A 26,835-nucleotide genomic window follows, 5' to 3' on the forward strand; every position below is an offset into this window, starting at 1 on the left:
TCCATGACACAACCTCTCACCGGCAAGGTCGCCCTGGTCACGGGCGGCTCCCGCGGCATCGGCGCGGCCATCGTGCGCCGCCTGAGCCAGGATGGCGCCGCCGTCGCCTTCACCTATGCAGCCTCGGCGAAGCGCGCCGAGGCACTGGTGGCGGATCTCGCTGCGTCCGGTGCCTCGGTTACCGCCCTAACCGCCGACAGCGCCGACCCGGACGCGGTTCGCGGGGCCGTCCAGGCCACCGTCGAGCAGTTCGGCCGCCTCGACATCCTCGTCAACAACGCCGGCATCCTCGTTCCCGGCGCCGTCGAGGACGTCTCGCTGGCCGATTTCGACCGGCAACTCGCGGTCAACGTCCGGGCCGTGTTCGTCGCCGCGCAGGAGGCCGCCCGCCACATGCGGGAGGGCGGGCGGATCATCTCCGTCGGCAGCGTCGGGGCCGACCGCAGCGGCTTCCCTGGCACAACGGTCTACAGCATGACCAAGGCCGCTGTGGCCTCCCTAACCCGCGGGCTCGCGCGAGACCTCGGACCGCGAGGCATCACCGTCAACACGATCCAGCCAGGTCCGGTGGCGAGCGAAATGTCGGCCGGCATGGAGGCGATGCTCACCCCTCTCATCGCGCTCGGGCGCATGGGGCGGGACACCGAGATCGCGGCGCTCGCGGCCTTCCTGAGCGGCCCGGAGGCCGGCTTCATCACGGGCGCCGCCCTGACCGCTGACGGCGGCTACCTGGCCTGAACGACGAGGCCGGGCAGGCTCGTCGCTAACCTCATCCAATCCAGCCTCGAAGGAGACGACCCGATGTCCGAGACCACGAACGCCGGTGGACCGGCGACCGAACCCAACTACGACCGCCTGCTGCGCGCCAATTTGGAGCGCGTCTTCAACGAACGCGACGCGGGCAAGCGCACGGCGGCCCTGGCCGAGCTCTTCGTGGACGAGCCGGTCATGTACGAACCGACCGGCATCGTGCAGGGGCGAGCCGCCATCTCGGCGGTCGCCGGCAACCTGCTGGAGCAGTTCGGGCCGACATTCCGGTTCACGCCCATCGGGACGGCGGTCGGGCATCACGGCCTGGGCGCGCTGCGGTGGCAGGCCGGCCCGGACGGCGGGCCGGTCGCGGTGACCGGAACGGATGTGGTCGAGGTCGTGGACGGCAGAATCGCGCGTCTCTGGGTGCTGCTCGACCAGCCGACTGCCTGAGACCGGTTGTTACGGGTGGAAGCCGCAGGTTCCGCGTTGTCGGCAGGGACAGCAGTGGAGGTATACCCATGATTCCTTCCAAGCCTCGCCTCGTCGGCCTGAACCACATCGCCCTTGAGGTCGGCGACATCGAGGAGGCCCTGAGCTTCTACGGCGCGGTGTTCTCCTTCGAGTTGCGTGGGCGGCACGATGGGAACGCGGACCACCCGGCGATGGCCTTCCTCGACATGGGCGACCAGTTCATCGCCCTGATCGCCGGGCGCGAGCAGCCGAAGGACACGTACCGGCATTTCGGGCTCGTCGTGGACGACCGCAGCCGGGTCATGGCCCTCGCCGGGGCGGCCGGGGCCGAGCTCTTGGAGCGTCCGTTCAACTTCATCGACCCCTGGGGCAACCACCTGGAGATCGTGGCCTACGCCGACGTCCAGTTCTCCAAGACGGGCGAGGTCCTCCGCGCCATGGGCCTCGCACTCGACAAGAGCGACGAGGCCCGGGAGGAGCTCCGGCGGAAGCTCGCCCGGGGCCCGACCGGTTGAACTCCCATCAAGCGGTGCCGTTACCGCCCATGGCGCCGTAGACCTCGCCGGTGACGTAGCTCGCCTCCTGACTCGCGAGGAACGATCAGGACGTTGTGGCCGCCCGAACCTGTCGTTCCACGTCGATGGTAGCTTTTGAAGGCAAAGCGGCCATTCTCGTGGCTCTGTTCGAAAGGCCGCTTATGGCGCGAAGCCGAACAAAATGGGGCGAACTCCTGACGCATAGCGGCCCCTTCACACCGCGACCTTCGTCGGCGGCTTCGACACGGGAGGCGGACGTCGTAGAAGTTCTCATGAGCTCGCTGATTGGGCGCATGCAGCGCATGCCGTGAACCCTGCGATCAAGATCACCAACAACCCGGCTTGCCGCTGCTGACAGTGCCGACGCGTAGCTATTTGATAGCCGCCCCAACTATCCGCATTCGGACCCCAAAGTTCTGCATCGGATAAACCTTGCTGGTGAAGGGGCGCCACCGAAATGGCGGCCCATCAAGCTAACATCTGTGGCTGGAGGACAGCCATTCTGGCGGAACGCAACCTCTGCGCTGCAGTTTTAGGCTAAGGTTCACAGCCCTCCAGGCCATCACCGACCCTGAACCAAACTCGCGGCTACTGAGCTCTCTCGGCTAACCTTGGACGCTGCTGAAGGCGTCCCCATGGCGCCCGACGACCTTCCGGACGTTCTCCGAAGTCCAAGCACCGCCTTTGAGGCTGCGAACGCCCTCAATGTTCAGGCGCTCGGCAACCGCCTGCCAGCGTCCGGCTCCCTCCGGTATGGCGGACAACGCGCGTGCGATGCCCGCATAGGCCTCCCGGCGCAACTCGCCCATCCGTTCGCGCTCCGCCACCCGTGACGCTTTGAAGTGGGCAACCGGGTCGAAACGCCGTCCATCGACGGTGATCGGGTCAGGCGACAGCGCGATCAATTCAAGGCCAAGCTCTTCGGCGTGATGGCGGAGATGTGGGTTGCTTCGCCACAGGTTACGTTCCTCGAAGGCGACGTAGGCGAGCACCGCGTGTTGGCGTGCGCACAGGCGGCGGGCTTCCACTAAAGCTTCCCGCACCTCTTCGGTTGCCCGGTCGGTGCGTACGTCCATGAAGGCGATCTCGCCGACGAGGCTGAGTGCCTCCGCCCGGACCCACTGCTTCACGCGCTCGCGCTGGTAGCGGATCGTCCGGCTGGCCCGGGCAGCGCCATTGATGTCGCTGGGCAGGCGTCGGAAGTCGGCCCAGGTGACCGGCAGAGTCCAGTAGAATCCGACACACGCTGACTTCAAGCGCTGCGCTCCCGTCCGCCGGTCCGACCCGGACAAATCCGGCGGCACCATCCCTCGCAGGCTACGGCGAGTTACGGTCGTTCATCAACAGCGGGACACGAGACCTGGAACCAACAACACCGCTGAAGTCGTGGGGCCGTAACAATAACAATGTGAGGACAAAACGAATGTCGAATATCAAGCATGATAGCGCGGATTCCGAGCAGGTGCATCAGGATTACATTGCTGTCACCGTCGAGGCTTCTCGCGCCGAGGACGATTCGGAGCACGGGGCGGAGGAGCCACAGTCGTTCGGAAGCGCGAAGGGGCACAACCTGTACGCCGGGCTCAGCCTCCGCGATCAGATCGCTCTCGGCGTGGTGCCGGTGATCGAGCGCGGCTGTGATCCGGCGGGACGTCCGACCATTGAGCTCGAGGTGACGCTGGATCGCCAGACGCGCTTCTTCGACATGGCGGCCGGGGAGGAGGCGGTCCTCCACGTGACCTGCCTCGGCACCGAGGGGGTGTGGCAGCGGCTGCGGGTTCGCAAGGTGATCTGGAATTCCCGCCGCGCCTGAAGCGACGGGCCGGGGTGGGCATCTGCCCCGGCCCTCATGGACCCGGATGACCGGTAGCATCCAACGGAACCAAACGCCCGTCTGTCTCGCGCGGCGCTTCGGCCGACCACGCTGCTCCAGCCGACGCCCGGACAATTCCGACCCGCTGATCTCCCGCGGGCTGCGGCACGGTAGCGTCTCTCATCAGCAACGAGAGGCCAAGCCAAACACCCCCAAAAAGACGACAGTCACAACCGGCGCTCGAAACTCTCGTAACGAGATTTCCAAGCCGCAACCGAAATCGAAGGATAGGCGACGATGGGCAAGAATCAGACAGCAGAACAGGCCGAAACGGATAAGTGGGAGACGATCAGCAACCTCGAAAACCCCTACAGTTGGACGGGGGCGTTCCCGCCCGATGAGTCGAAGCTGCAGCGTCGCATCGCGAAGAACCCAATCGGGGCTGCACTTGAGTGTGCCGCGCAGGTCCAGCAGACTCATGATAGCTTTCGAGAGGAACTCTACGGCGGCCTGCAGTTCGCCTACGCTATCGCCCGACACCTCAGCACGGACTTCAATGCGTTCAAGGAGTTTTATAGTCTGAGTTTCTTCCAAAACGGCAAGCGGAAATTCAAGGTATCCAAGCAGCACAAGAACGCCTTGCGGCACGTCATGAATTTTGTCTTCAATGCGACGAGCGAAGTGGCGCGCAAGCGGACCGGGAAGTACGCGGCGGCGCTCGGTGGGTACATGCGCCAGGGGATGCCGGCCCACATCGTGGCGGAGCAGATCAAGGCGGATGGCGGCATCGAAAAGTTGTACGAGATCAGCGTCGAGTTGGAGCTCGCTCGGGCGAAGCGCGTCCGCGGTTCTTCGAAGGGGCCGAACCCGGACTTCCTGATCGACGACGAACCGGTGCACCTGGGAGGCAAGGCGCGGAAGACGCCGGACCAGGACTGGAGCCTGGATGGCCTTGAGGATGACCCGGGCGAGTGCACAAACGACCCGTCGGAGGGCGACCTTAAGGACGATTTGGTCGACTACCTACACCTCGGCAGCGAGTCCGAAACCGAGCCGCTGCTGAAGCAGGGCCAGGATCCGAGCGGGCGAGAGACGATTATGCTCGAGGTGACGCCGGAGATGAAGAAGCGGCTGCTATCGGTGAAGGCGGGACAGCTTGTGATGATTCGCCTCGTTGGCATGGGGATGGAGGAGAGTGCCGATCCGGATGAGGGTTGGGTGCGATTGCGGGCGCGGCGAGCGTTCCGCTGGCCGGCCGGTCGCGTCAAGCCGTCAGTGCACTGATCGACAGGAGCTGGGGCGGCGAGGCTGTCCCGGCTCTCTCAGTCTCGAACCAGAACCGGATGACGCCACGGTTCCGTAGCCGGCCTGGGCTTGCTGTCGAGCTCAGCCGAGGACGGCGGAAGCGTCAAGATGTCGTCGAAGTCGGTCCGCCCACGCGCCAGCGCCTTGAAGTTGTAGGCGTGTACGTAGTCAAGATCGCTCACTATGGGGGTGGCGGTGAGCGAGACGAGGGGTCCGCCGCGCGGGCAGTAACGTGCGCCCGATGGTCCGAGGTGCGAGTCGAGCGGTTCGCGAAGGCGGCCCCCCGGGGGCATCACGGCAACGCCTTGGTAGTGCAACCCATCGTTGGGCAGCAGATCGCGCCAAGCGGAGCGGGCACTGACCTTGGCCCGCTTCGCGACCGGGAAGTCCGGGGCGAGGATCCACACCGGGCACCAATCCCGGCGGCTCGGGGCGCGCCAGTTGCGCCACACCCGCTCGCAGAGCCAGCGATGCGCCCGCTCGGCCTCACGCTTCATCTGGGCAAGGACGGCGTCGCGACGGCCCCCAAGATGCCGATACTTGAGGACGAGGAGGTAGGGGGACCAGCCCTCGGCCACCAGCTCGATAGCGATCTGGCCGTAGCCGCCGGTCAGTTGATTGATCTGATTACTGCGAGAGAGACCATCCGGGAAAGGGGGCTGGGGCATACCTGGATCTCCTGTGGGTGAGGCTGCCTATTGGGATGGGGATGGGGATGCGGGGGCTCTGCCATGAGCCATGCTCGAGGAGGCAGTGCTCTACCGAGCCGGTGTGCTCAATCAGCTCTCTTTCGACACACCTAAACATTTGCACGCCCGAAGACGTACACTCTAGCGCCGAGTACCGCGCGCCGTCTTGTGGCAGCTTCCAAAGCAAGCCGGCAGTGTGCAAGCACGAAATTAGTTTTACTGGTTTGCCGGATCGCTCACAGCGCACATAGCCGCCCGGCCGGAGGCGAGCTACGACCGCGAATCTTAAGAGTATCGATTGATTCCGTGGCGGAGGTTGGTTCCGCAACGCCGTCGATGCTGGGGATGGTTGTTACAGAGCCTGCGACGCAGCCCCTTTCGCACGGCCGATGAATAGGATCCGGCCCGTCGGGCGACCGATGGGCGAACCAGCCTCGGGTTCCAGCGTGATCTCGAACAGTTGCCCGTCACCGATGGCTTCCAGTCGCTCCGGCGGCAGGCGGATCGCTCCACCCGGAGGCAGCACGCCGAGGGAGACCGGACCGCGAGCCTGATCCCACAAGGTCCAGAGTTGCAACGCGCGCCCGCTTCCGGGCTGCACATCAGCCAGCGGTAGCGACCGAACCGCGCCATTCTGTGCAACTTGTATAAGCCATCCCGGGCCGCTCTCCTGCCCAAGGGCGTCGCGGCTCTGTAGGATCGCGAAGTACCGCGTCGGGCTCTCGACAGGCGCTGACATGCGGCTCAGCAGGATCGCTAGAATGAGCGCGGCGGCCGTGGCGAGGCCCGTGGTGGCCCGCCACAGAGAGGGGCTGTGCCACGCCGCCCGCATTATTCCGTGCTTCGACCGCGTGAGCGCGGAAGGCGTGGTCCGACCGAGTGCATGTCGGCGCGTCACGAGATCCTGCTCGATCCGCGCCCATTGTGCAGGATCGACTTCGGCCATTCCAAGAGCGGAGGAGGCCGGCAGCAGGCATTCTTCCCAGAACGCGACGCGGCGGGCCATATCTGCATCCGAAAGCAGAGCCCGCTCGATCTCCGCCGTCGCTGCCCCGTCGAGCAGGCCTAGGACGTATTCACCCGCCAGAACATCGCGGCCTTCCGGATCGCTCGGGATCATGACAGGCAATCCTTCAGGGCGATAAGGCTACGGCGGACCCACGCCTTCACGGTCCCGAGCGGCGTTGCCAGCCGCTCGGCGATCTCAGACTGCGACAGTCCTTCGACATAGGCGAGCAGGATCACCCGCCGCCTGTCGGCGTCGAGCTTCGCAAGGCATGCGTGCAGGCGCGCTCCGTCCTGCGCCGCCGCCAGCGCGGCGAAAGGATCGGGCGCAGTGTCGACGATCTCCGCCGTCTTTGCCTCGTCGATATCCGTCTCTCGACCGGCGGCACGGATGTACTTCAGCGCGCGGTGTCGCACGATGCTGGCGATCCAGGCGCGACCTGCACCGCGGCTACTGTCGAAGCTGCCGGCGCGCTCCCAGATATCGAGAAACGAGTCGTGGACGACTTCGACGGCAACGTCCCGCCGCCGGACGATCCTAAGCGCGACGGCGAGCAGGAACCCGGCCTCGCGGTCATAAAGTCGACGCAGCGACGCAGGGTCCTGGCGGGCGCAGCCCTCTAGGGCGGACGCATGATCGAACGGCTCCATGATCCTCCCGGCACTCGGCAGGACCGGCTAGGTGGCCGGTCCTGCATCTGCGGAGCGAACTACGACTTGGGCAGGATGGCGATGTCGCGGACCTTGCCAGACACGCCGTCGATCTTGGCGACCATCTCGCCCTTCCCCGTGGCGAGATTCACCTTGTAGAGCGTATCGCCCACGATGGCCCAGGCTTGGTTGCCGCCCTGTCCGTCTGAGAGGATGTCGAAAGCCACCGCCTCGCCGGACATGCCGAGCATGCCGACGGTGTTGAGGATGCCGTCGTTCGGCGGAGCCTGCTTCAGCAAAGCGCCGGAAGCGTCAATGTCGAACAAGGCCGTCTCCTTCGTGCCCTTAAAGGCATTGGTGTAGGCACCAGCCATCACCTTCGGCGTCTTGTCCTTCATGGTGTCGGTTTCGGCGAACTTGAGCTGTCCGTCCTTCGTGACCTTGCCGTCGTCGACGTTGGCGCGGAGATTGGTCCCGTCCGAACCGATGATGCGCAGGCGGTCGGCGACAGGATTGAAATCGACCATGGCCGCGGTGCCGGCAGCCAGCGTCGTATCGAGCTTCGATTTCGCCGTGGCCTTACCCGACATCGGATCGACCGTGACGACGCTGCCGTCCGAGATCACCGCGTAAAGCATGCCATCTGCCGGCCGGACGTCGATGCCAAGGACGCTGCCGCTAATGCCGGTGATCGTCACCGTTTTCGTGACTTTCTTCGCGGCTGTGTCGACATGCGCCAAGCTGGCGTCGCCGATGAGTGCCGCAACGGTCTCAGCACGCGCAGCGGTTCCAAAGCAGGTGCCGGCCAGCAGGCTTGCAGCGATCAGACTCAGTCGCATGGTGTTCTCCATCTGCCGCGGATCGGCATCGATGGCGCTAGCCGTGGGCTGGGTAATCGGATGCAGCCAGGGTCAGATATTTCTGCGCTCGCGTTCAGCGTGCGCGCGTGAGAGCCAGTCAGGTAGTCAGCTTTGGCGGTGTTGGGTCGTGATCGGAATGGCGGCTCGGTGCATAACAGCTGGTCCGCTATTGAAAACCTGCATCAAAAAACCGGACGTTAGCATGAATTGCGACGCGTGACGGCTTTGCGCCATTAGCGGACTTCCGACCGAAGACACTGGGATGTTCGTTTGGAGTCCAACAGCTGCCGTTGAGATGGAATGGTTGGTCCTACGGCCACAACGTCCTGTCGGCAGGGCCACGAAAGGGCGGTGAGGCGAGCCGACAATCCCCCCAGACTTGCGGGATGGAGGGGTCGGGGATCTGTGCCGGGCGACGCTCGAAGGCCTTCACGCAGTGCTCAGCCCGCCGGGATGCCATGGGCTGCCGAAGCGTCGGCTTGACCGTCTCTCGTCCCCCTTGCCCGACGCGACGGGAAGGCCCGCGCGACCAGCACGTAGAGGAGCGGCGTGACGAACACGGCGAGCACGGTCGCGGTGACCATGCCGCCGAGCACGCCGGTGCCGATGGCCCGCTGGCTGTTCATGCTGGCGCCCGTCGCGACGGCGAGCGGCATCACGCCGAGGATGAAGGCGAGCGAGGTCATCACGATGGGCCGGAAACGCAGTTCGCACGCCTCCAAAGCCGCCTCGTGCAGGGACCGTCCCTGTGCCACGAGGTCCTTAGCCACCTCGATGATCAGGATGGCGTTCTTCGCCGTCAGGCCGATCACCGTGATCAGGCCGACCTTGAAGTAGACGTCGTTCGGCATGTCCCGCAGCAGCATGGCGAAGACCGCGCCGACGACGCCGGTCGGCACCACCAGGAGGACGGCGAGCGGGATCGACCAGCTCTCGTAGAGCGCCGCGAGGCAGAGGAAGACGCAGAACAGCGCCAGCGCGAGCAGAAAGATGGCCTGGGAGCCGGAGAGCTTCTCCTGCAGCGACTGCCCGGTCCAAGCGAAGTCGAAGCCCGGCGGCAGTTGCTTGGCGAGCCGCTCCATCTCGGCCATGGCATCGCCGCTGGCGTAGCCCGGCGCGGCGGTCCCCGAGATCTTGATGCTCGGGTAGCCATCGAAGCCAACGACCTGCGAGGGACCCATCGTCCATTCGACCCGCGCGAAGGATTGCAGCGGCACCATCTGGCCCTTGGCGTTGCGGACGTGCAAGTCGAGGAGATCCTCGGCCGTCATGCGCCGGGACGCCTCGGCCTGGACGATGACCCGCTGCATCCGTGCCTGGTTGGGGAAGTCGTTGACGTAGGTCGAACCGAGGCTGGTCGATAGGACGTCGTTGATGTCGGCGAAGGTGACGCCAAGCGCGTTCGCCTTCTGCCGGTCGAGGACGAGCTCGACCTGCGGCGCGGTCGGCAGGCCCTCGACGTAGACGCCCTGCAGCACCGGGCTCTGGCTCGCCGCCTTGAGCAGCTGGTTGCGCGCGGCCGCCAGCGCCGCATGGCCCTGCTGGCCCTTGTCCTGGAGGCGGAAGGCGAAGCCGCTGGAGTTGCCCAGCGAGTCGATGGCCGGCGGGGCGAGCGACATGACGATGGCGTCGGTCAGGCCGCCGAGGGCGGCGTTGGCGCGGGCGGTGATGGCATCGGCGCCGTCATTCGGCCCGCGTTCGCCCCAGGGCTTCAACCCGACGAAGTTGAGCGCCGCGTTCTGGCCCTGGCCGGAGAAGCCGAAGCCGAGCAGCAGGGTCTGGCTGTCGATGCCGGGCTCGCGGGCGAAGTGCTCCTCAATGCGCTTCGCCACGTCGAGCGTGCGCCCGGTGGCCGATTCCGGAGGTGTTTGCGCGTCGACGATGACGTAGCCCTGGTCCTCGACCGGCAGGAAGCTCGTCGGCAGGCGCAGGTAGCCCCAGCCGAGAGCGGCGACGATGACCGCATAGACGAGGAGCGCCCGCACCGGCCGGCGCAGCAGGCCCGCGACACCGGACCGATAGGCCAGCGTGCCGGCCCGGAAGCGGTGGTTGAACCAGCCGAAGAAGCCGCCCTTGTCGTGGCCGTGGCCGGCCGCGACGGGCTTCAGGAGGGTCGCGCACAGCGCCGGCGTCAGCGACAGCGCCAGGAAGGCCGAGAAGGCGATGGAGGTCGCCATGCTGGCCGCGAATTGCCGGTAGATGACGCCGACCGAGCCGGGGAAGAAGGCGAGCGGCACGAACACCGCCACCAGCACCGAGGTGATGCCGACGATGGCCCCGGTGATCTGGCCCATCGCCTTGCGGGTCGCCTCCCGCGGCGGCAGTCCCTCCTCGGCCATGATGCGCTCGACGTTCTCCACCACGACGATGGCGTCGTCGACGAGAATGCCGATGGCCAGCACCATGCCGAACATGGTGAGCACGTTGATCGAGAAGCCGGCGACGAGCAGCGCGCCGCAGGTGCCGAGCAGCGCGACCGGCACGACGATGGTCGGGATCAGGGTGTAGCGGACGTTCTGCAGGAACAGGAACATCACCGCGAAGACCAGGGCCATCGCCTCGGCGAGGGTCATCAGCACCTTACTGATCGAGACCTCGACGAAGGGCGTGGTGTCGTAAGGCACCGTCACGCTGACGTTGGCCGGCAGCGTGCGCTGGAGCTGGGTGATCTTGGTCCGCACACCTTGCGCGGCCGAGAGCGCATTGGCGCCCGGCGCGAGCTGGATGCCGATGCCGGCGGCGGGGCGCCCGTCGAGCCGCGTCTGCATCGCGTAGGACTGGGCGCCGAGCTCGACCTCGGCGACATCGCGCAGCCGCACCAGCGAGCCGTCCGGGTTGGCGCGCAGCACGGTCTCACCGAACTCGGCGACCGTGGCGAACTGGCCCCTCACCAAGACGTTGCCGGCGATGCGCTGGTCCGGCGTGGCCGGCTGGGCGCCGACGATGCCCGAGGTGACCTGGGCGTTCTGCGCGCCCACCGCGGCCGTGACGTCGCCCGGCGTCATCCCGAACCCCACGAGCTTGACCGGGTCGATCCAGATGCGCAGCGCCTTCTCGGAGGAGAACAGGGTGGCGCGGCCCACGCCCGGCACCCGCCGCAGCTCGCCCAGCAGGCGGCGGGCGGCGAGGTCGCCGAGATCGACCTCGCCCAGCGAGCCGTCCTTCGACGACACGGTGACGAACTGGAGGAAGCTGGTGCTCGCCTCCTCGACGACGACGCCCTGCTGGGTCACCGCCCGGGGCAGCCGCGCCTCGACGCGCTTGATCCGGTTCTGCACCGCGACCGTCGCCTTCGACGGATCCGAGCCCGGCGCGAACGAGGCCATGATCGACGCCATGCCCGATGTGTCGCTGGTCGACTCGAAGTACATCAGCCCCGGGATGCCGTTGAGCTCCTCCTCGATGATGCGGGTGACGCCGTCGTAGAGCCGCTCCGGTGGCGCGCCCGGATATGTCGCGCTCACCTGGACCGTGACGGGGGCCACGTCCGGGTATTGCGAGACCGGCAGAAAGGCGATGGAGATCGCGCCCACCAGCATGACGAAGATGGAGATCGCCCAGGCGAAGATCGGGCGGTCGATGAAGAAGCGGGTCATGGAGGTCCGGTCCCGGCGCGGTCAGGGTTCTGCGGAGGCCGCGGCCGTCCGGGCGCCGTGCCAGGGCGTCGGGTTGACCGCCATGCCGGGCTGGATCTTCTGGAAGCCCTCAACGACGACCCTCTCGCCAGGCTTCAGCCCCTCCTCGACGATCCAGCCGGCATCCGTCAGCGCCCCCGCCTGCACGGGGCGCAGCGCGACGGTCCTGTCGTCGCCGACCACGAACACCTGCGCGACCCCGGCGCTGGAGCGCTGGATGGCCTGGGCCGGCACGATGACCGCGCCAGGCACCGTCCCTTGCGCGACGCGGACGCGGACGTAGGTGCCCGGCAGCAGCGCCACCTTCGGGTTCGGGAACGTCGCCCGCAGGGACACCTGCCCGGTGCCGGGGTCGACGCTCACGTCCGAGAACAGCAGCCGCCCGGCGTCGGCGTGGAGCGAGCCGTCCGGCTGGACGAGGCGCACCTCCGTTTCCTCCTTGCCCGACGCGCGCGCGGCGAGGCGGCTCGGGTCCGAGGCGGGCGCGTTGAAGTCGGCGAAGATCGGGTCGATCTGCTGGATCAGCGCGAGCTTTGTCGCCTCGCCCTGGCCCACGAGGGCGCCCTCGGTGACGAGGGCCCGGCCGATGCGGCCGGCGATGGGCGCGCGCACGGTGGCGTAGTCGAGGTCGATCCGGGCCCGGGCGAGATGCGCCTTGGCGCTGGCGACGTCCGCCTCCGCTTGGCGCAGGGCGGCCGTCGCGACGTCGTGCTGGGCGGTGCTGGCCGCCTGGCGCTCCAGCAGTGTCTCGGTGCGCTCCGATTGCCTCAGCGCCTGCACCCGCGCGGCCTCGGCCCGGTCGAAGGCGGCGGCCTTGGCGTCGACCTCGGCCCGGTAGACGGCGGAATCGATGCGGAAGAGGACGTCGCCCTTCCTGACGAGGCTGCCTTCCTCGAAGGCGCGCTCCCGGACGATGCCGGAGACCTGGGCCCGGACCTCGGCGACCCGCGTCGAGGCGAGGCGACCCGGCAGGTCGAGGGTGCGCGGCACCGTCGCCGCCTCGACGGTCACCGTGGTGACCGGCGTCGGCCCCGCGTCCGCTCCCGGAGCGGCCTTCCCGTCGGCGGCCCGTTCGCAGCCGGCCATGGTCAGGGCGACCAAGCCGACCGCGGCCGTCGCCGCGAGGAGGAACGAGCCAGGGGGCCGCCCGGGCATGGGGGATGGGGTCAGGCGTCGCATCGCAGGCGCATCACCAGCATAGGGCATGGCTTATCCAGGCCGACGGCTTGCAGGTGATGGACAGCCCGCCGCTTTGCGACGCGACGCCGCCGCGGCATGTCCGTCCCGTCGTCTGATCGAAGGAAATGCCCGTCGTGCGCCCGGCCCCCCGGCAAATCCGGTCGGCGGCCAGTCCGCAGTCCAGGGCCGTGCCGTTGTCCACGCTCGGGCAGCGGGCCTCCGAGAAGACGAGGACCGGTCCGAACGACGGCGCTCCGGCCATAGCTTCGCCGAGCGACGCGACGACGTCAGACCAGGAGCGCTCAAGCGCCGCCAGCGGACCGTCGTCGGCACGCGTCTCCGGGACCCCTGGGATCACGGGTGTTGCCGCCGCCTCGGCGACGGAGGTCCCCAGCACTGCGGCAAGGCAGCATGTCATGGCCGAGCGGGCGCTCGATCTCGGAAACCGCATCTCGAAATCCCATCGGGCCGGGCGAGGCCTCGGACGCCCGTTTCTTTGGGCGGCCGTCTGCGACGGCGGCCCCGCATCTTCGTGAACCCGTGCCATGGGGACGGGCGCAGGACCGGAGCCCTCAGTCATCCCAGTCGGCGTGGAAGCCGAGCGGCTCGAACGGTGGCTCGTATTCGCGCATGACGAACCGGCGGCGGTAGACGCGGTCGCATTCCGGCGGACCGTACTCGTAGCCGTCGTCGTAGACCGGCTCCGCCCGTGCCGCGGAGGCGGCGAGCGTGCCCGCGGCGAGCCCGCCGACGAAGCCAGCCGCGAATGCCCCCGACCGCCCCCGCGCCTGGGCTTCCGGGACGGCGGACGAGAACGCGACGAGCGCGGTCGCGAGGACTAAGGCTTTGTTGCGCATGGGGTTCACCTCGACTCCCGGGAGGGGAGGACGTCCCGATCCTAGCGGCCGAGGTTGCCGCAACATTACGTTCGTCGGGATCGACGGGCGGCGAGGTTCAGGCCTCCGCGCCTCGGAACGTGAGGGAAACCGTCAACCCGCCTCCGGGGGTCTCGTCCATCGCGACGCCTCCCCCGTGCATGGCCATGACCTGCGCGACGAGGGCGAGCCCGAGCCCCGTGCCGTCGCTCGACCGTCCTCGCGCGAACGGCTGGAGCACCTCCGACCGGATGCCGGTCTCGACCCCGTCGCCGTGGTCGATCACGCGAACGGTCCCGGGGGGACGGACCTCGACCAGGACGGACCTTCCGGAGCGGGCGTGCTGCAGGGCGTTCCCCACGAGGTTACCGACGGCGATGCGGGCGGCGGTCTCCGATCCGGTGACGTGGACGGCGTCGCCCTCCCCGGAGAAAGCGATGTCCACGCCGGCGGCGAGCGCCGCCGGGACATGCTCGGCGGTCGTGGCGCGCGCAGCCGCCACGAGGTCGAACCGGCGCATCTCCGGACTGTCAGAGGACAGGCGTGCGATTTGCAGCAGCATCGTGACAGTGGAGGACAGCGACTGCACGTCGGCCACGAGCACCCGACGCAGGTCCGAGTCCTCCACCCGCTCCAGGCCGGTCCGCACACGGGTCAGCGGTGTCCGGAGCTCGTGCGCCGCGTTCGACAGGAACCGGCGCTGCGCGGCCGAGGCCACGTCGATGCGCTCCAGGGCGCGGTTGAAGGCGGCCACCATCGGGACGAGTTCCCGCGGGGCCTCGCCCAACGGCAGGCGGATGCCGTGGGACCCGCCGTCGATGCGTTCCGCGGAACGCGAGACCTGGCGCACGGGTCGGGCGATCAGGGCGGGAACGGTGAGGAGGGCGACCAGGATGGTTGCGGCGGTCACGACCAGGAGCGGGATGGCCGTGTAGTTGACGTCGCGCAGGCTGCTCAACGCGGCTTGCGCGGGACTGTAGACGGCGCCCCCTACCTGGATCTGTACGGTTTTCGCGCCGAGCCGAGCCGCGATGGTCCAGTGGGTGAGACGCAGGCCATCGCCCCCGTCGAACGCCGGGCTTGGTGCCGCCGCGCCTCCGTCGCGGACCGATGCGGGCACGGGTCCGTAATGCACCCTCCCGCCCTCCGTCGTGACCACGTACCAGAGGTCAGGAAAGGCTCGCTTGATCCCGTCGAGTTCGCTCGTCGACGAGACGACCGGCGCGCCGTCCTCGCCACGCGAGATGGAAGCCTGGATGACCTTCGCCACGTCGTACTGGGCGAAGAGGCCGTCATCGCCCTGCAGGGCACTGACCAGCGTCCAGGTGCACAGGATGGTGGCGGCGACGACGAGGCTGAGCAAGGCGGCGGCGAGCCGGGCGATGGAGGGCTGCCCGCGCGGCATCAGCCGGCCTCCAACATATAGCCCAGGCCTCGCAGCGGCTTGATCGCCACGGAGCAGTCGGCGGCCCGCAACCGCTTCCGGAGACGGGAGATATGCGCGTCGAGGGCGTTGGACTGGATCTCGTCGTCGAAGCCGTAGGCCGCGGCTTCGAGCACCTCCCGCAAGGCGACTTGCCCGGCCCGACGGACGAGGGCTTCGAGCAGCGCGAGTTCCCTGCGCGGGACCGGGATCGGGTTGTTGGCGACGCGGACCGACCGTGCGGCGGTGTCGAAGGACAGGTTGCCGACCGTCAGCACGCCCTTTCGGTCGACCTGGAGCCGGCGGATCACGGCCCTCGCCCGGGCGACGAGTTCGACCGGCTCGAACGGCTTCGGCACGTAGTCGTCGGCCCCGGCGTCGAGGGCCCGCGCGATCTCGACCGGGTCGTCGAACGCGGTCAGCATCAGCACCCCCGGCCGGGGCCTGAGTTGCGCCAGGCGCGAGATCAGGGTGATCCCGTCGCCGTCCGGCAGCCTGCGGTCCAGCACGACGAGGTCGAACGGCTGGACGCCGACGGCGGCCAGCGCCTCGTCGAGGTTGTCGACGACGTCGGCGTGCCCGAGGGCGTCCGAGAGCGTGGTCTTGAGCCATGCGCTCAGTTGCGGGTCATCCTCTACGACCAGGACGCGCAAGACGGTTGAACCTCCAAGGAACGATGGCGGCAGGACGGAGCCGGCCGAAGCGGATCGTCACGCCGCCTTGCGAACGAGACGGGCATAGGCGCCGCTGCGGCCCAGCAGCTCGTCGTGCGTTCCGTGCTCGACTACCACCCCCCGGTCGAGCACGACGATCTGGTCGGCCCGGCGCACGGTGGACAGCCGGTGCGCGATGGTGATGGTCGTGCGGGCCCTGCCGGGACGTTCGAGGGCACGGATCATCGCCAGCTCCGTCGCGGTGTCGAGCGCGCTCGTCGCCTCGTCGAGCAGCAGCACGCGCGGGTCGCGCAGGATGGTGCGGGCGAGCGACAGGCGCTGCTTCTCGCCGCCGGAGAAGCGGTGTCCGCGCTCGCCCACCACGGTGTCGTACCCGTCCGGCAGGGCCGCGAGCACGTCGTGCAGCTGCGCCGTCCGGGCGGCGGCGTGCAAGTCCGCATCGGTGGCGTCGGGCTGGGCGAAGCGCAGGTTCTCCGCGACGCTGGCATGGAGCAGGTAGGGGTCCTGCGTGACCACGCCCAGGATGTCCGTGAGCGAGCGCAGGCTCAGGTCGCGCACGTCGACGCCGTCGTAGAGCACCGCGCCAGCATCCACGTCGTAGAGGCGGGCGAGCAGATAGCCGAGGGTGGACTTACCCGAGCCCGTGGCGCCGACGATGGCGGTGTGCGAGCCCGCCGGGATGTCGATGGTGACGCCCCGGATGGTTGCGGGTCCCGCTCGGTCGTAGGAGAACACCACGCGATCCAGCCTGATGTGGCCCGCGACCGTGGCGGGATCGAGCGTGACGGGATCGGGCCGTTCGGTGATCCCCACGGGCTTGTCGAGGTACTCGAAGATGCGCGCGAACAGGGCCCGCGTCTTCCGGACCTCGACGCCCGAGCGCAGCACCTCCTCCAGCGGGAACAGGAGCTGCTCCTGCAGGGCGATCATGGCCACCAGCGTACCGATGGTCATGGCGGTGCCCGAGGCCATCATCCAGCCGCCGAGGAGCAGGGTCAGGGCGGGCATCGCCTGGAGTACCAGATCGATGACCGACCATTGCCACTGGCCCGCGGTGTGGGACCGGACCTCCAGGGCCGCCACCTCGCGCGACGCCCGGTCGAAGCGTTGCGTGAGGTCGAGGGTGCGTCCCATCGTGCGGGCGAGGACGATGCCGGACACGGACAGGGATTCCTGCACCGTCGACGACATCTCCGCGATCCGTCCCTGCTGCTCGTAGGTGAACGCCTCGCGCTTCCGGCCGACCCGGTCGCTGATCCAGGTCGCGAGCGGCAGGACGAGGAACGAGAGCAGGGCGAGCCGCCAGTCCAGGAGCAGCATCGCGGCACCCGTCATGACGACCGTGCTGGCGTTCCGGGTCGCCTCGCCGGCGGTGTGGGTCACCAGCGCCTGCAAGGCGCCGATGTCGTTGGCGATGCGGGACTGGATGTCGCCGGCGCGGGTCCCCGTGAAGAACCCGAGCGAGAGCGACTGGAGGTGGGTGTACACCGCGACCCGGAGGTCGTGCATGATCGCCTGCCCGACCCTCGCGGTGACGAGGACCTGCAGCACGCCGATGCCGGACCCGACCACGGCGAGAGCGACCAAGCTGCCGGAGAGGGTGGCCAGCAACGGCAGGTCGCCCTTCGGCAGGGCCTCGTCGATGATCGCCCGGAGTAGGAACGGGGCGGCGAGCCCGGCGGCCGATGCCAAGGCGATCAGGAAGAGGACCAGCGCGATCCGCCCCCGGTAGGGCCGGAACAGGCCGAGGATGCGCGCCACCGACACGTGCGCCGTGGCGACGTCGTCGTAGTTGGGGTCGTCCGCCCCTTCCGGTGCGAACTCGTTCGGTGAACTGTGTCTCATGGCTCAGGGATTGCCGTCGTTCGGGGTCGTCGTCCGTCCGGCCAGGGTCATGGCGACGAGGCGTTCGCGGAGCTCGCCGAGAACGGGCACGGGGTCGCTCGGCTTCTCGCGGACGAGGTAGGCGAGCCACGCGCCGTCGGCGGCGAGCCGGACGAGTTCCAGGTCGGGTCCGGCGTCCGTCCCGTGATGGCGACGCAGGCGCTCCGCGAACCAGTCCGAGACCAGCCGGCGCAGCTTCGGCTCGGCGAGGATGGAGACGTGAAGGGCGGCCCATTGGCCTCCCTCGGTCATCATCGGGTCGTGCAGGGTCACGTCGATGTAGGCCCGCGTGAACCGGCCGTGCGGATGGGCATCTCTGGCCATCGCCGCCTCGATGTCGGCATCGAGCTGCGTGATGAGGTCGGAGACGACGCCCTCGACCAGGGACTGCTTGCTCGCGAAGTGATGGAACAGGGCGCCCTTGGTCACGCCAGCGGCGTCGCAGACCCCCTGCACCGTGACCGCGGCGAGACCCTGCTCCAGGGCGAGCTTGGCGGCGCAGTCGAGCAGCGTCCGCCGGACGAGCTCGGGCTGCTTCTTCCGACGGTATGCGCCTTCGGTCGCCATGGTCATGGTTCCCGCGACCGGGATGGCTCGCCTCCGGCGGGAGGGGTCGTCCCTGTCGCCGGCGCCGCAACTGGCCGATTGGTGTGTGCCGCCCTCGACCGCAGGTGGCCGATGGTTACCTCGTGGTTCGCTGCCACGTGCATGGTTTCGGGATTGGGCAACGGTTCCGGTCCTGGTGGCCGCCATCATACATACCGGACGGTATCTTACGCGTCGGGGGCCGGCTTCGGACCCGCGAATTGCGCTTGGCTGGCATGCCCTCTCCGGCGCGCGGTCCGCAGCGGCCGCTTTCCGTCACTCGCCGAGCAGGCGTCTCCCCGACATTATAACCTGCAGGGTCTGGGAACTGAGACGTTCCTGGCGCGCCCGCTGCTCGTAGTCCATCAAACGAGCGATGATATCGTCGTTCCGATGGACGTTGCTATTCAAGCCGGAAGTCACTGCATTCGTGACCGTCCGCCTCAACAACAACTCGAATGCATCGTCCGCATTTTCCGGCTCCGTGTCCATGGAACACCTCTCTCCGTGACGGGGAGGTTCGGTAGACATAGCGGGTTACGCCAGCATTACGGGATGTGCGGGGCATTGGGCGTCGAGGTGGGCGTCGCTCGGACGATCCGATGGACCGTGACGGCGACCCGACGGCATCGTTCGAGGATGGGCTGCGTCCGAGCCAAGCGTCGCCGTCGTGCGGCGCGTTTACCCGCCGGAGCGTTCCCCGTTCGGCCGTCGCCAATGACCCGTACCTGCTGATGTTGTGGCTGCCCTGGGGAGGTCCGCTTCTCCGTTCCGAGCAGACGTCTCATCCAGCCAGTCGCTAGGTCTGCAAAGGGTCAACAACATGGATTGCAGGCACACCGGTGGCATGTCTAAGACGGGGCGTGACCAGACCGAGGGTGTGGGTTAGATTCAGCAAATTCTGACCAATAGCATCCGCATGTTGCTCGTATTGCGAGTATCCCACGCTCGGATCTCCCCGGCGCCGTGGGCCGCAATCATGCCTTGCGCTTCCTACCCGCCAGCACCCATTCCTGGATGATCTTTAGCCCGTCCGTGAACAGGTAGTCAGCGCCGGCCATGAAGGCACGCGCGGCCGATTCAGCCAAGTGCGCGTCGAAGGCTGCGTCGTCGGCGAAGGTATCGAGACTGGCCTAGCAGCCCTCGCTGAGTGCAAGCATGAAGAACGTCGTCGTGCCGGGCTCGTCACCGATGCCGGCATCGCAGTCTCGCAGGAACGCCTCAACCTCCGCCTCGCAGCCCGGATTGGCCGCGAAGGTCAACCACACCGCTTGCCTAGCCCGGCGTTTGTGCCCCGTGAACCAGTCGAGAACCGCGCGGCAGCCATCGACGTCGATGCCGCGGTTGCGCCATGCGATGTTTCTGTCCGGCCGGATCACGTACGTCGCCTGCTCGTCGCGTCCGGGTACACCGTAGGCGTCGAAGACGTCCGAAGGCCCTAACTGGCTCGCCGGCATGATCATCTGTGTGCCACCACCTCATACTGCTCCATGAGGTCCCGCATCGCCTGTGGCGGTCGCCCGTAGCTCACCACCGCCACGTCGAGGTCGCGGTCGCCAGCCAACCGAAGCGCCCGCAGCATGGCGGCATTGATCCAGGCGTCGTTATTTCCGAAGTCACCCCCGCCGAGCCGCGTTAGAAGGACACGCTTCGAGGCCCCCCGCGCCGCGTTCAGCACCCCAGCCAGCAGCGTGCCCTCGTAAGCCGCCTCCAGCACGAGCTGGGCGAAAGGCGCCCAAGCCTCGGTTAGCAGCCTCGCGTAGGCCACCGGCAGCGCCGAGCAGAAGATCTGGCTGACGAGCGGCCTCGGTGCCGGCCCCTCGGTGACGTCGACGTCCTGGTGCAGGCCGAGCCGCAGCCGGCCCCGCAGATCGTTGAGGGTACCCTCATCCGCCGCGTTCAGGTGCCCGGCAATAGCATCCAGGGCCGCCCGCGTCGGCAGCGCGTAGCCGTTGCGCATCGTCCATAAGGCAGCCCGATCCGTGCCGAGGCGCCCCGCGAGGGCATCCCCGAGGTCGGCGAGCCCGTCGAGTTGCCGCTCCGCCGTCTGCCCGATCTCGCCCGCGACCGGCACGAGGTAGTTGCGATAGATCGTGGCGGCACCCGCGGCCATGGCGCAGGCCGGCCCCTGCGTGCGGTCGTAGGCGTAGCCCGCGACACCGTCCTCCGGGGTCACGTCCGGCCCAACCATCTCCAGCATGTTGAACTGCGAGGCGACCTGGAACAGCGCACCGCGATTCTCCGGCGCCCGGTGCAGGGCGCGCGCATCACCCTCAACGATGGAGAGTCGCAGCCGGCCAGGACGATGAACACCGGCTGCCGCTGTGCGAAGCTCTGCCAGGGAGGGTAGCGTCAGCGTCCCCACCGCGTAGCTCTCGGCGGAACCCTCACGGACAAGCCGGCCGTCGACAATGCGTAGCCGAGCCTGCGTCTCCTGGTAGCCCGCTTCCCGGAATCCGGTCAGTCGCTCGAACCAGTCCATCTCGCACGTCCTCATCCGCCCTATGCCGCCCTCGCCGAAACGCTCCCGCACGGTTCCGCTTCGACCACGCATCCGGTTCTGCGTCGGACGACGCCGCATCCAGCGGTCATGGCTCGGCGCCGATCAGCCTCAGAACACAAATTTCCAGTCGATCCGCTTCGCCGGCGCCCGGCCGTCGGACGGCACCGCCGAGCACATCACGACGATGTCCTGCTGCACGGCGCGGGCGCCCCCTTTGACCGGGTTAGGCTTGACCATCTGGCACAGCCCAGTCGCTGCCCAGACCGTTCGTGTCTCCGGGGCGTCGAAGGTCATCAGCCGCAGCGTACTCACCCGGAACGCGTAGCCGTAGGCGTTTTCGAGCTCCGCGGACTGGCGCACCTCGAAATCGACCACCGTCCTGGCCGCGCCCCGCTCGTCAGCGTAGCCAGTGATAAAATCCACCGTGCCCCGGCCATCATCCTTGAGCCGCATGTCGCCGTTGCACGGCCGATCCCGGCCGTCGACCTTCAGCTCCAGGCATCGCCCGGCGTGGATCTTGTCCGCGGCGGGGCGCGCGACTGATCCCTCAGGCCGCTCCGGCGCAGGGGCGCCGGCCGGCGGCACGACAGGCGCAGGTGCCAGTGGCAGGCTCAATGACGGGGCACCGACCGACTGGCTGGCGAGGCAGGTCTGCAGGAGATCCCGCACCAGCGCAGAGGCTCCCGCGCCGCGCACCGGCAGGCGTGCCCCGGGGAACGAGACCTCGAAATCCTGGTCAAGCAGCAGGGCGGTGAGCGCGAGGCTGCCGCCATCAAGGAACATCGTGATCACCAGCCGGTCGATGGGAGCGAGGTCGATCTCCTCCGCCTGCACGGCGCCGAGCCCGACGAGCTGCACCTGCTTGACCCGGTTGCGCTCACTCTTGCCGGTCGGGTCGAACACCCGCAGCTCGATCTTGCGGTCGGACAGGCACAGCAGCTCGACGTCCGGCTCGTCGCCGGGCTCGCCATAGCGTACGTTTGACCCCCGGCCGGTCGGTCCCCACACGGCCCGTGTCGGCGGCGGGGCAGCGTCGCCTGCAATGGACGGTACCGAACGACGTGCTGGCGCGGTCGCCGCCGAGTCGGCCCCCCCGACCGTCAAGAACGGCATCACTGCGATGACGAGCCTCGTCCAGCGTCTCGCCATGCGACACCCCTGCTTCGAGTGCTTCTGGTCAAGGTGACGCCCGGGTTGGGACGATGCGTCCGCCTCACGGCCGTTCCGCGCCGATATCCGGCTGCGGCGTGTGCAGGGCAGGCTCATGGTCGCCACCCTTCAGCGGTCCTGATCGCACTGGATCAGCCGGTCGCCTTGTTGGAAGTCCGCGTAGCCTTGCGTGGCGGTGCAAAAATCGAAGGCTTCGCCCGGCCGCGTCGCTCGCCATCCAAACTTGGCGCAGTCTTCCTGGACGGTTATCGCGTAGGTCTTGTTACGCCACCGCAAGGTTTTTCGCGCGTCATCGATACGCACGGCGAGCGATTTTCCATCGACCCGGCATGTGTATCTGTAAACATCGGCTTGAACTGGCATAGCCGAAATCATCATGATCGCAGCAACAAAGTGTTTCATCATCTTTGTCCCTCCATCTTGCTGCACCAAGTCGCCTCCGGCTGACGACGCACTGAGAGGCGGCTCGGCAGCCGCCGAAGATGTTCAAGTCAGTATTCACAAGGGAGCATGACCGTCATTACGCGTTGCGTGACGCTACTATCGGCCGGATCCGGTGAGGCGTTGCGTCCGGCGCGGTCGAAGTAGTCGATCTTCCAGAATACCCGCTCGCCCGCGGCCTCGACCGCGCCGAAGTCGTGCTCGCCGTATGGGTCGTTGTCGACGTCGAAGCGGTCGAAGGTGGCGATGGCGTCGAGCACGATCTGCTGGCGCTCGCGGCCGAGCGCGATGATCCCGGCGGTGAGCACGAGGGTGCCGCCGCTGAGCGAGCGACGGAGGATGTCGTTGAGCGCGCGCACGCGCTCCGCGTCGAGGACGGCGGTCATGGCAACCTTGGGATGTGGCTGGGGGCGTGGTCCGGACGGCGTCGCATGGGCCGCGGCGCCGATAGCGCGTCCGGGCGGCAAGGAGCGGCCCGGGCGCAGTTCACGGGCGGCTAGGGTGCCCCGGGGGGCAGGAGGGCAAGCTCGTCGGCGGTGCGCAGGATGGTCGGAAAGACCATCGGGTCGTAGTCCCGCCAGCGCAGCGAGAAGGTTCGGCCGTTGGCCCCGATGACCTCCGCCTCCCACCAGCCGTCGTCAGGTCCTTCGTGAGCGAGCACGATGCTGCCCAGGCCGATCTCGCCGCGGTCCCCTGGGCGGGGCTGGCCGACGAAGAGATGGGCGCCCGGGCGTGACGCCGACGGCGCGCCCGCCGGCTCATCGGCGGGGGGCGACGGGGCTTCCTCCTCGTCCGATGGGCGTTCCTCGCCCGACGAGGGTGCCGTACTGACTTCCTCAGCCGCGGGGGGATCGGCTTCCCCCGGCGGATCCGAGGATGGGGCGTTGTTGGCGCCGGGCGGATCGGCCCGACCGCCCACAGCGACGGCGAGCCCAGCTTCCTCGCCGGCGAGCGCGATCAGCCGGGCGTAGACGTCGCGCTTGGCGGATGGCACGAACGCCCGGCCGCTCGGCAGGACCCGCCCGCGAGCAAGCCGCGCGGCGAGGGCGCGTCCGGCGTCGTCCGTGAGAGGCAGGGCGCGCAGCCGCATAATCGCGGCCGCGGCGGTGGCGGCTTCGGCGTCGGCGGCGTCGAACCACGCGGCGCGGGGTCGGCCGCCGCCGTCTCGGCCGAACAGTACGAGCGCGGGCGGCCGGAGTGCGAGCGGGGTCTCGGCGACGCGGGCCGGCAGGCTGGCGCGGTCGGACTTGGCGCGGGCGCTCATCGCAGGTCCCCTGAAACGACGAAGGCCCCCGGGAGGGGGCCTTGCAAGATGCGGGTGGGGTGGCCGGAGCGGGTCCGGTACGGGGGCGGTGCCGCCGGTCGCGGTATGCTCGGTTCGTGTCGTCGGGTCATCAAGCTCTCCTGGCTGCGGACGGGGCGAGCGGCGCGGTCGTGCCAACTCACCGGCCAACACCGTCAGCATGACCGAACCGGCCATGGTTGTCAAGAATATAATCCTAATATATTGGCGCGAACGAGCGTCGTCCTGTGGCCCATACAACCCTGAATGCCGCCGCCGAACGGGGGACAACATCGCCAACGGCTCGTCTCGGGGAGGTCGCGGGCATGGTCCGCGCGGGTACCCGAGCGCGACCAGGCGGATCGTGTTGAAACCGCATCGTGTCTAACAGGCGCTCTACAGTCGCCCGGTCTCGCCGATGAGGACATTGAGCCCGTCGTCGCCGACGATGAAGGACAGAGCCGGCAGGCTCTCCAGCGAAGCGTTCATCGCCGACCGGCAGAGTTGGACGACGTCCGTGGGGCTCGGCGTCAAAGGGTGCTGCGGTGGGTGGGAATGCCATTCGCCGATGTACTGGGTCTGGTCCATGGTCCTGGCCAGCCTGCCGGTCACGTCATCCGAAAGCCCGGCGATGCCGCGCTCGAACCCGGTCGGCGACCCCTTGCTGTCCGGAGGCGCCGGCAGGGGCTCGACGAGGTGCACCTTGCGAGCGAGGCTGTCGACGATGCCGACGGCGGACCCGCCCGTCTCGCTTGGCAAGACCCCGACCCGCATCGCGACCATTTGGGCGTGCGCATCCGCGTCTACGGTGATCTCCCAATCCAGCAGGGGATACCGCGTCACCGGCGCCGTCCTCGGGTTGCTGACGCAGACCCGGCCGTCGAGGTCCACGGACCATACTCGGATCGACGCCCCAGCTTGCCCGAGCGCCTGCGCCAGACCTGTGGCCGCAAGGGAGGATAACAGGGCGATCCGGCTCTCCGGAACGCGGTTGGTGACGGCGCGGCACGCACCGGTGTACGCGAAGCGCTCCCCGACCGCCGTGAGGTGGCGCTCCAGTTCCGGACGCTGGAGCACAGCGCGGTAGTATTGCGCTTCAAGGTCGCGAAGCGTCAGGGATCGATCCTCCGGCTCGACCAACGCCACCACGGCCTCGGCAGACGGATTGAAGAAGACGCTGGCCCGCCTTCCCGGCGCGTCTAGGTCGGCCAGATGGCGGCTGGCCGCAACGGAGGCGGACGCGTCGATAATCACCGACGCCGCCGCGAGCGCCTCCTTGAGCTCGCCATTCCTTTCACCGGGCCGGAGGACGTTGACGTCGATGGATCGCGCCACCGGCGCTTCCGTGGTCGGCCTGAAGATGTAGTTCAGCCGGTTTGCTAGCGCGGAAGCCTTGATATGCCCATTCTCCATCGCGCGAAGCGTGTGGCGCGCTAGGTTGTGGGGAAGCAGCCGGTCGTCATCGACCACGGTCCAATCGAACCGGCCCTCCCGGACAAGGTACTCGGCTACGTGTGACCCGATGGCGCCGGCGCCGACCAACACGACTTTCCGAGCGTCCCGGCCGGTCCCGCCGGCCAGCGTCGCCGCCCAATCGGGATCGAACGCCCGATGCACCTGCGCCATTTGCACCTGGCACGCGACGAGTGCGGCCTCGTCGATGACGCCGGCGGGGATCGCGCGTGCGAAGCCGGACGCGGCCGCGTTTGCATGGGCATGCAGTTGTCCGAGGGCCACCCCGATCTCGCCTAACGACTTCAGCGTGATGAATACGCGTAGGTCGAGGAGCCCCGGCCTATGGCTGCCATCCGGAGCGACGACGGGAAAGGCGACGATGATGGCAAGGACCCCATGGAGCCGTGCTCGGTCCCGTTCCTCCGAACCGGCCCAGGCGCGCATCCGCTTCTTCAAGTCCCCAAGCAGGTCGACCCCTCGTTCGGCGAGAAGCGCACCAAGGGCCGCCACGTTGCGCGGTGCCTTCCTCATGCGGGACATCCGCTCGGGCGGCACGCAGTAGGTGACAGGGATCAGCCGGTTAGCGTCCGCGGTATACGGCATGGAGCCGGCCGGCATGACGGTGAAGAGTTCCGGGTCGTCCGGCGTGGTGCGGAAGCCAACGAGTTCCACGCTCTCGGCGCGCGACAGTACGGAGGCTGGAACAACGATCTTTAGCGGCGAGAGCCCGAAGAAGGGATCGACCGGCTGGTGCGGGTCGTGGAGCTCCCCGCGCGCAGCACGCCGGAACCAGAGTTGGATACGCTGGAGCATCTCGGCCGGCGTCCAGGTGAGGCGCGCTTCGTCCCAGGGCCTGTCGTCGATGCACATCGCGGCCGGAAAGCCGTCCGGCACCAGCTGCTGGTGCTCGGTATCCGGAAAACCATCCCGCAGCATCATGACCATCGGCATGGCCGCCGCTGATCCGAATACGATGCCGATGCGCTCGATGCGCTCGATCTCAACAACGGGTCGCTGTGGCGCGCCCGTCTGGACGTCTGCGACGATCATCTCGTCCCCGCCCGGGTGACGACGGGCCTCGATGACACGGGCGACCTGGACGGCCGAGTCCAGATAGGCCAGCACCGCCTTGGCTTGCGGCGAGGAAAGCCCCCGATCCGGAACGAGGGACCAATCGTCGATCCAGGCCATCGTGCTCAGCCCTGGCGCGCCGTCGACGTGGTCGATGCCGCCGCCACGCTCGGCGCGGCGAGCGCGAGGCCCACGCCATAGCGGCTGATCTCGTAGCGGACGGGCTTGGGCTTACCGACCGCAGGCTCCATCGTGACGATGAAATCGCCCTGCTTTTCGCGAACGACGCGGCGATGGTGGTTGGCGGCCTGGCGATGCGGTGGCTGCTTGTCGGCGTCCTCGACGGTGCCAGGGGTGGGAATGGGCCAACTCGGCGACACGATGGTGCAGCGCTTCCGACCCTGGGTCTCGAACAGCCACTTCACGTTCGGGACAGCCTCCGTCTCGGTCACACCCCGCTCCGGACCTAAGAGCCTGTTTGAGGTCCTCCGCCGGCCGTCCCCATCTGTCTCGTGTCACCAATACACGATCCGTCTGGCAGGACGGAGGAGAGAGCAGATGTGGACGGACCGGCA

General features: G+C 68.1%; 27 protein-coding genes. 5 read left to right on the forward strand and 22 right to left on the reverse strand.

The window, feature by feature from the left end:
* Positions 1-3: 3 nt before the first annotated feature.
* The 3 genes from MFF56_RS29525 (at position 4) to MFF56_RS29535 (ending at position 1,739) form a co-directional block, all read left to right on the forward strand.
* Positions 4-738, forward strand: coding sequence for a 3-oxoacyl-ACP reductase family protein (locus tag MFF56_RS29525; RefSeq protein WP_066921324.1), 735 nt, complete (start codon positions 4-6; stop codon positions 736-738).
* A gap of 63 nt (positions 739-801) precedes the next feature.
* Complete coding sequence (locus MFF56_RS29530; RefSeq protein WP_066921322.1) at positions 802-1,203, forward strand: nuclear transport factor 2 family protein; 402 nt, start codon at positions 802-804, stop codon at positions 1,201-1,203.
* Between the two features lie 68 nt (positions 1,204-1,271).
* Positions 1,272-1,739 (forward strand): VOC family protein, encoded by a 468-nt coding sequence (locus MFF56_RS29535; RefSeq protein ID WP_066921320.1) that lies wholly within the window; start codon positions 1,272-1,274, stop codon positions 1,737-1,739.
* A gap of 626 nt (positions 1,740-2,365) precedes the next feature.
* Here the strand turns inward: MFF56_RS29535 and MFF56_RS29540 are convergent.
* Positions 2,366-3,016, reverse strand: a complete 651-nt coding sequence (locus MFF56_RS29540; RefSeq protein WP_156453661.1) for a hypothetical protein — start codon at positions 3,014-3,016, stop codon at positions 2,366-2,368.
* Positions 3,017-3,183: 167 nt separating this feature from the next.
* Between MFF56_RS29540 and MFF56_RS29545 the strand changes: the two genes are divergently transcribed.
* Together MFF56_RS29545 and MFF56_RS29550 are read left to right on the forward strand one after the other, a co-directional pair.
* On the forward strand, positions 3,184-3,573 hold the full coding sequence (locus MFF56_RS29545; protein ID WP_066921317.1) for a hypothetical protein: 390 nt from the start codon (positions 3,184-3,186) through the stop codon (positions 3,571-3,573).
* A gap of 297 nt (positions 3,574-3,870) precedes the next feature.
* Positions 3,871-4,857, forward strand: a complete 987-nt coding sequence (locus MFF56_RS29550; RefSeq protein WP_238231980.1) for a hypothetical protein — start codon at positions 3,871-3,873, stop codon at positions 4,855-4,857.
* A 38-nt stretch (positions 4,858-4,895) separates the two neighbouring features.
* Here MFF56_RS29550 and MFF56_RS29555 read toward each other — a convergent pair whose 3' ends face one another.
* The 21 genes from MFF56_RS29555 to MFF56_RS29655 all read right to left on the reverse strand — a co-directional run bounded on the left by MFF56_RS29555 (position 4,896) and on the right by MFF56_RS29655 (position 26,712).
* The gene (locus MFF56_RS29555; protein WP_066921313.1) at positions 4,896-5,546 is read right to left on the reverse strand and encodes a hypothetical protein; all 651 of its coding nucleotides are present in this window, start codon (positions 5,544-5,546) and stop codon (positions 4,896-4,898) included.
* Positions 5,547-5,919: 373 nt separating this feature from the next.
* Positions 5,920-6,687, reverse strand: a complete 768-nt coding sequence (locus MFF56_RS29560; protein ID WP_066921311.1) for an anti-sigma factor — start codon at positions 6,685-6,687, stop codon at positions 5,920-5,922.
* A complete protein-coding gene (locus tag MFF56_RS29565; RefSeq protein WP_066921309.1) occupies positions 6,684-7,223 on the reverse strand; it encodes a sigma-70 family RNA polymerase sigma factor in 540 nt (179 codons plus the stop codon). The genes MFF56_RS29560 and MFF56_RS29565 overlap by 4 nt, the downstream gene beginning before the upstream one ends.
* A gap of 59 nt (positions 7,224-7,282) precedes the next feature.
* Positions 7,283-8,074: a DUF4394 domain-containing protein gene (locus tag MFF56_RS29570; protein WP_238231981.1), complete on the reverse strand. Its 792-nt coding sequence runs from the start codon at positions 8,072-8,074 to the stop codon at positions 7,283-7,285.
* Positions 8,075-8,523: 449 nt separating this feature from the next.
* Positions 8,524-11,679 carry a multidrug efflux RND transporter permease subunit gene (locus tag MFF56_RS29575; protein WP_238231982.1) on the reverse strand — a complete coding sequence of 1,052 codons (3,156 nt, stop codon included), beginning with the start codon at positions 11,677-11,679 and terminating at the stop codon, positions 8,524-8,526.
* A 21-nt stretch (positions 11,680-11,700) separates the two neighbouring features.
* Positions 11,701-12,873 (reverse strand): efflux RND transporter periplasmic adaptor subunit, encoded by a 1,173-nt coding sequence (locus tag MFF56_RS29580; protein WP_066920365.1) that lies wholly within the window; start codon positions 12,871-12,873, stop codon positions 11,701-11,703.
* 34 nt (positions 12,874-12,907) lie between these two features.
* Entirely contained in the window at positions 12,908-13,348 is a 441-nt protein-coding gene (locus MFF56_RS29585) for a hypothetical protein (protein WP_156453579.1), read from the reverse strand.
* 121 nt (positions 13,349-13,469) lie between these two features.
* Positions 13,470-13,754 carry a hypothetical protein gene (locus MFF56_RS29590; protein ID WP_066920361.1) on the reverse strand — a complete coding sequence of 95 codons (285 nt, stop codon included), beginning with the start codon at positions 13,752-13,754 and terminating at the stop codon, positions 13,470-13,472.
* A 97-nt stretch (positions 13,755-13,851) separates the two neighbouring features.
* Positions 13,852-15,177: a sensor histidine kinase gene (locus MFF56_RS29595; RefSeq protein ID WP_082772941.1), complete on the reverse strand. Its 1,326-nt coding sequence runs from the start codon at positions 15,175-15,177 to the stop codon at positions 13,852-13,854.
* Positions 15,177-15,848, reverse strand: a complete 672-nt coding sequence (locus MFF56_RS29600; RefSeq protein ID WP_066920360.1) for a response regulator transcription factor — start codon at positions 15,846-15,848, stop codon at positions 15,177-15,179. The genes MFF56_RS29595 and MFF56_RS29600 overlap by 1 nt, the downstream gene beginning before the upstream one ends.
* A gap of 57 nt (positions 15,849-15,905) precedes the next feature.
* On the reverse strand, positions 15,906-17,714 hold the full coding sequence (locus MFF56_RS29605) for an ABC transporter ATP-binding protein (RefSeq protein ID WP_066920358.1): 1,809 nt from the start codon (positions 17,712-17,714) through the stop codon (positions 15,906-15,908).
* A 3-nt stretch (positions 17,715-17,717) separates the two neighbouring features.
* Positions 17,718-18,320 carry a TetR/AcrR family transcriptional regulator gene (locus MFF56_RS29610; protein ID WP_066920356.1) on the reverse strand — a complete coding sequence of 201 codons (603 nt, stop codon included), beginning with the start codon at positions 18,318-18,320 and terminating at the stop codon, positions 17,718-17,720.
* A 294-nt stretch (positions 18,321-18,614) separates the two neighbouring features.
* The gene (locus MFF56_RS29615) at positions 18,615-18,830 is read right to left on the reverse strand and encodes a hypothetical protein (protein WP_066920354.1); all 216 of its coding nucleotides are present in this window, start codon (positions 18,828-18,830) and stop codon (positions 18,615-18,617) included.
* Positions 18,831-19,471: 641 nt separating this feature from the next.
* The gene (locus MFF56_RS29620; protein WP_066920352.1) at positions 19,472-19,801 is read right to left on the reverse strand and encodes a hypothetical protein; all 330 of its coding nucleotides are present in this window, start codon (positions 19,799-19,801) and stop codon (positions 19,472-19,474) included.
* Positions 19,798-20,820 carry a hypothetical protein gene (locus tag MFF56_RS29625; RefSeq protein WP_238231983.1) on the reverse strand — a complete coding sequence of 341 codons (1,023 nt, stop codon included), beginning with the start codon at positions 20,818-20,820 and terminating at the stop codon, positions 19,798-19,800. Before MFF56_RS29625 ends, MFF56_RS29620 begins: the two co-directional genes overlap by 4 nt.
* A 129-nt stretch (positions 20,821-20,949) precedes the next feature.
* Complete coding sequence (locus MFF56_RS29630; protein WP_066927201.1) at positions 20,950-21,849, reverse strand: hypothetical protein; 900 nt, start codon at positions 21,847-21,849, stop codon at positions 20,950-20,952.
* A gap of 270 nt (positions 21,850-22,119) precedes the next feature.
* On the reverse strand, positions 22,120-22,416 hold the full coding sequence (locus MFF56_RS29635; protein WP_156454006.1) for a hypothetical protein: 297 nt from the start codon (positions 22,414-22,416) through the stop codon (positions 22,120-22,122).
* Positions 22,417-22,502: 86 nt separating this feature from the next.
* Positions 22,503-22,838 carry a DUF3768 domain-containing protein gene (locus MFF56_RS29640; protein ID WP_066927199.1) on the reverse strand — a complete coding sequence of 112 codons (336 nt, stop codon included), beginning with the start codon at positions 22,836-22,838 and terminating at the stop codon, positions 22,503-22,505.
* Positions 22,839-22,948: 110 nt separating this feature from the next.
* Entirely contained in the window at positions 22,949-23,716 is a 768-nt protein-coding gene (locus MFF56_RS29645; protein WP_238231984.1) for an SH3 domain-containing protein, read from the reverse strand.
* 414 nt (positions 23,717-24,130) lie between these two features.
* A complete protein-coding gene (gene cap2-3, locus MFF56_RS29650; protein ID WP_066925975.1) occupies positions 24,131-26,380 on the reverse strand; it encodes an anti-phage 6A-MBL system cap2_3 protein in 2,250 nt (749 codons plus the stop codon).
* A gap of 5 nt (positions 26,381-26,385) precedes the next feature.
* On the reverse strand, positions 26,386-26,712 hold the full coding sequence (locus tag MFF56_RS29655) for a hypothetical protein (RefSeq protein WP_238231985.1): 327 nt from the start codon (positions 26,710-26,712) through the stop codon (positions 26,386-26,388).
* Between the last annotated feature and the right edge of the window lie 123 nt (positions 26,713-26,835).

This window comes from Methylobacterium hispanicum, from assembly GCF_022179285.1.
In the GTDB taxonomy this organism is placed as follows: Bacteria; Pseudomonadota; Alphaproteobacteria; order Rhizobiales; family Beijerinckiaceae; genus Methylobacterium; species Methylobacterium hispanicum.

What these genes read in the sequence shown, in the direction of transcription:
- MFF56_RS29590 (WP_066920361.1), bottom strand. Translation starts at nt 13,754, where the DNA reads ATGCGCAACAAAGCCTTAGTCCTCGCGACCGCGCTCGTCGCGTTCTCG.
- MFF56_RS29620 (WP_066920352.1), bottom strand. Translation starts at nt 19,801, where the DNA reads ATGATCATGCCGGCGAGCCAGTTAGGGCCTTCGGACGTCTTCGACGCC.
- MFF56_RS29545 (WP_066921317.1), top strand. Translation starts at nt 3,184, where the DNA reads ATGTCGAATATCAAGCATGATAGCGCGGATTCCGAGCAGGTGCATCAG.
- MFF56_RS29580 (WP_066920365.1), bottom strand. Translation starts at nt 12,873, where the DNA reads ATGCCCGGGCGGCCCCCTGGCTCGTTCCTCCTCGCGGCGACGGCCGCG.
- MFF56_RS29550 (WP_238231980.1), top strand. Translation starts at nt 3,871, where the DNA reads ATGGGCAAGAATCAGACAGCAGAACAGGCCGAAACGGATAAGTGGGAG.
- MFF56_RS29595 (WP_082772941.1), bottom strand. Translation starts at nt 15,177, where the DNA reads ATGCCGCGCGGGCAGCCCTCCATCGCCCGGCTCGCCGCCGCCTTGCTC.
- MFF56_RS29555 (WP_066921313.1), bottom strand. Translation starts at nt 5,546, where the DNA reads ATGCCCCAGCCCCCTTTCCCGGATGGTCTCTCTCGCAGTAATCAGATC.
- MFF56_RS29640 (WP_066927199.1), bottom strand. Translation starts at nt 22,838, where the DNA reads ATGACCGCCGTCCTCGACGCGGAGCGCGTGCGCGCGCTCAACGACATC.
- MFF56_RS29560 (WP_066921311.1), bottom strand. Translation starts at nt 6,687, where the DNA reads ATGATCCCGAGCGATCCGGAAGGCCGCGATGTTCTGGCGGGTGAATAC.
- cap2-3 (WP_066925975.1), bottom strand. Translation starts at nt 26,380, where the DNA reads ATGGCCTGGATCGACGATTGGTCCCTCGTTCCGGATCGGGGGCTTTCC.
- MFF56_RS29585 (WP_156453579.1), bottom strand. Translation starts at nt 13,348, where the DNA reads ATGCGGTTTCCGAGATCGAGCGCCCGCTCGGCCATGACATGCTGCCTT.
- MFF56_RS29565 (WP_066921309.1), bottom strand. Translation starts at nt 7,223, where the DNA reads ATGGAGCCGTTCGATCATGCGTCCGCCCTAGAGGGCTGCGCCCGCCAG.
- MFF56_RS29615 (WP_066920354.1), bottom strand. Translation starts at nt 18,830, where the DNA reads ATGGACACGGAGCCGGAAAATGCGGACGATGCATTCGAGTTGTTGTTG.
- MFF56_RS29645 (WP_238231984.1), bottom strand. Translation starts at nt 23,716, where the DNA reads ATGAGCGCCCGCGCCAAGTCCGACCGCGCCAGCCTGCCGGCCCGCGTC.
- MFF56_RS29575 (WP_238231982.1), bottom strand. Translation starts at nt 11,679, where the DNA reads ATGACCCGCTTCTTCATCGACCGCCCGATCTTCGCCTGGGCGATCTCC.
- MFF56_RS29525 (WP_066921324.1), top strand. Translation starts at nt 4, where the DNA reads ATGACACAACCTCTCACCGGCAAGGTCGCCCTGGTCACGGGCGGCTCC.
- MFF56_RS29635 (WP_156454006.1), bottom strand. Translation starts at nt 22,416, where the DNA reads ATGATGAAACACTTTGTTGCTGCGATCATGATGATTTCGGCTATGCCA.
- MFF56_RS29530 (WP_066921322.1), top strand. Translation starts at nt 802, where the DNA reads ATGTCCGAGACCACGAACGCCGGTGGACCGGCGACCGAACCCAACTAC.
- MFF56_RS29625 (WP_238231983.1), bottom strand. Translation starts at nt 20,820, where the DNA reads ATGGACTGGTTCGAGCGACTGACCGGATTCCGGGAAGCGGGCTACCAG.
- MFF56_RS29535 (WP_066921320.1), top strand. Translation starts at nt 1,272, where the DNA reads ATGATTCCTTCCAAGCCTCGCCTCGTCGGCCTGAACCACATCGCCCTT.
- MFF56_RS29605 (WP_066920358.1), bottom strand. Translation starts at nt 17,714, where the DNA reads ATGAGACACAGTTCACCGAACGAGTTCGCACCGGAAGGGGCGGACGAC.
- MFF56_RS29610 (WP_066920356.1), bottom strand. Translation starts at nt 18,320, where the DNA reads ATGGCGACCGAAGGCGCATACCGTCGGAAGAAGCAGCCCGAGCTCGTC.
- MFF56_RS29570 (WP_238231981.1), bottom strand. Translation starts at nt 8,074, where the DNA reads ATGGAGAACACCATGCGACTGAGTCTGATCGCTGCAAGCCTGCTGGCC.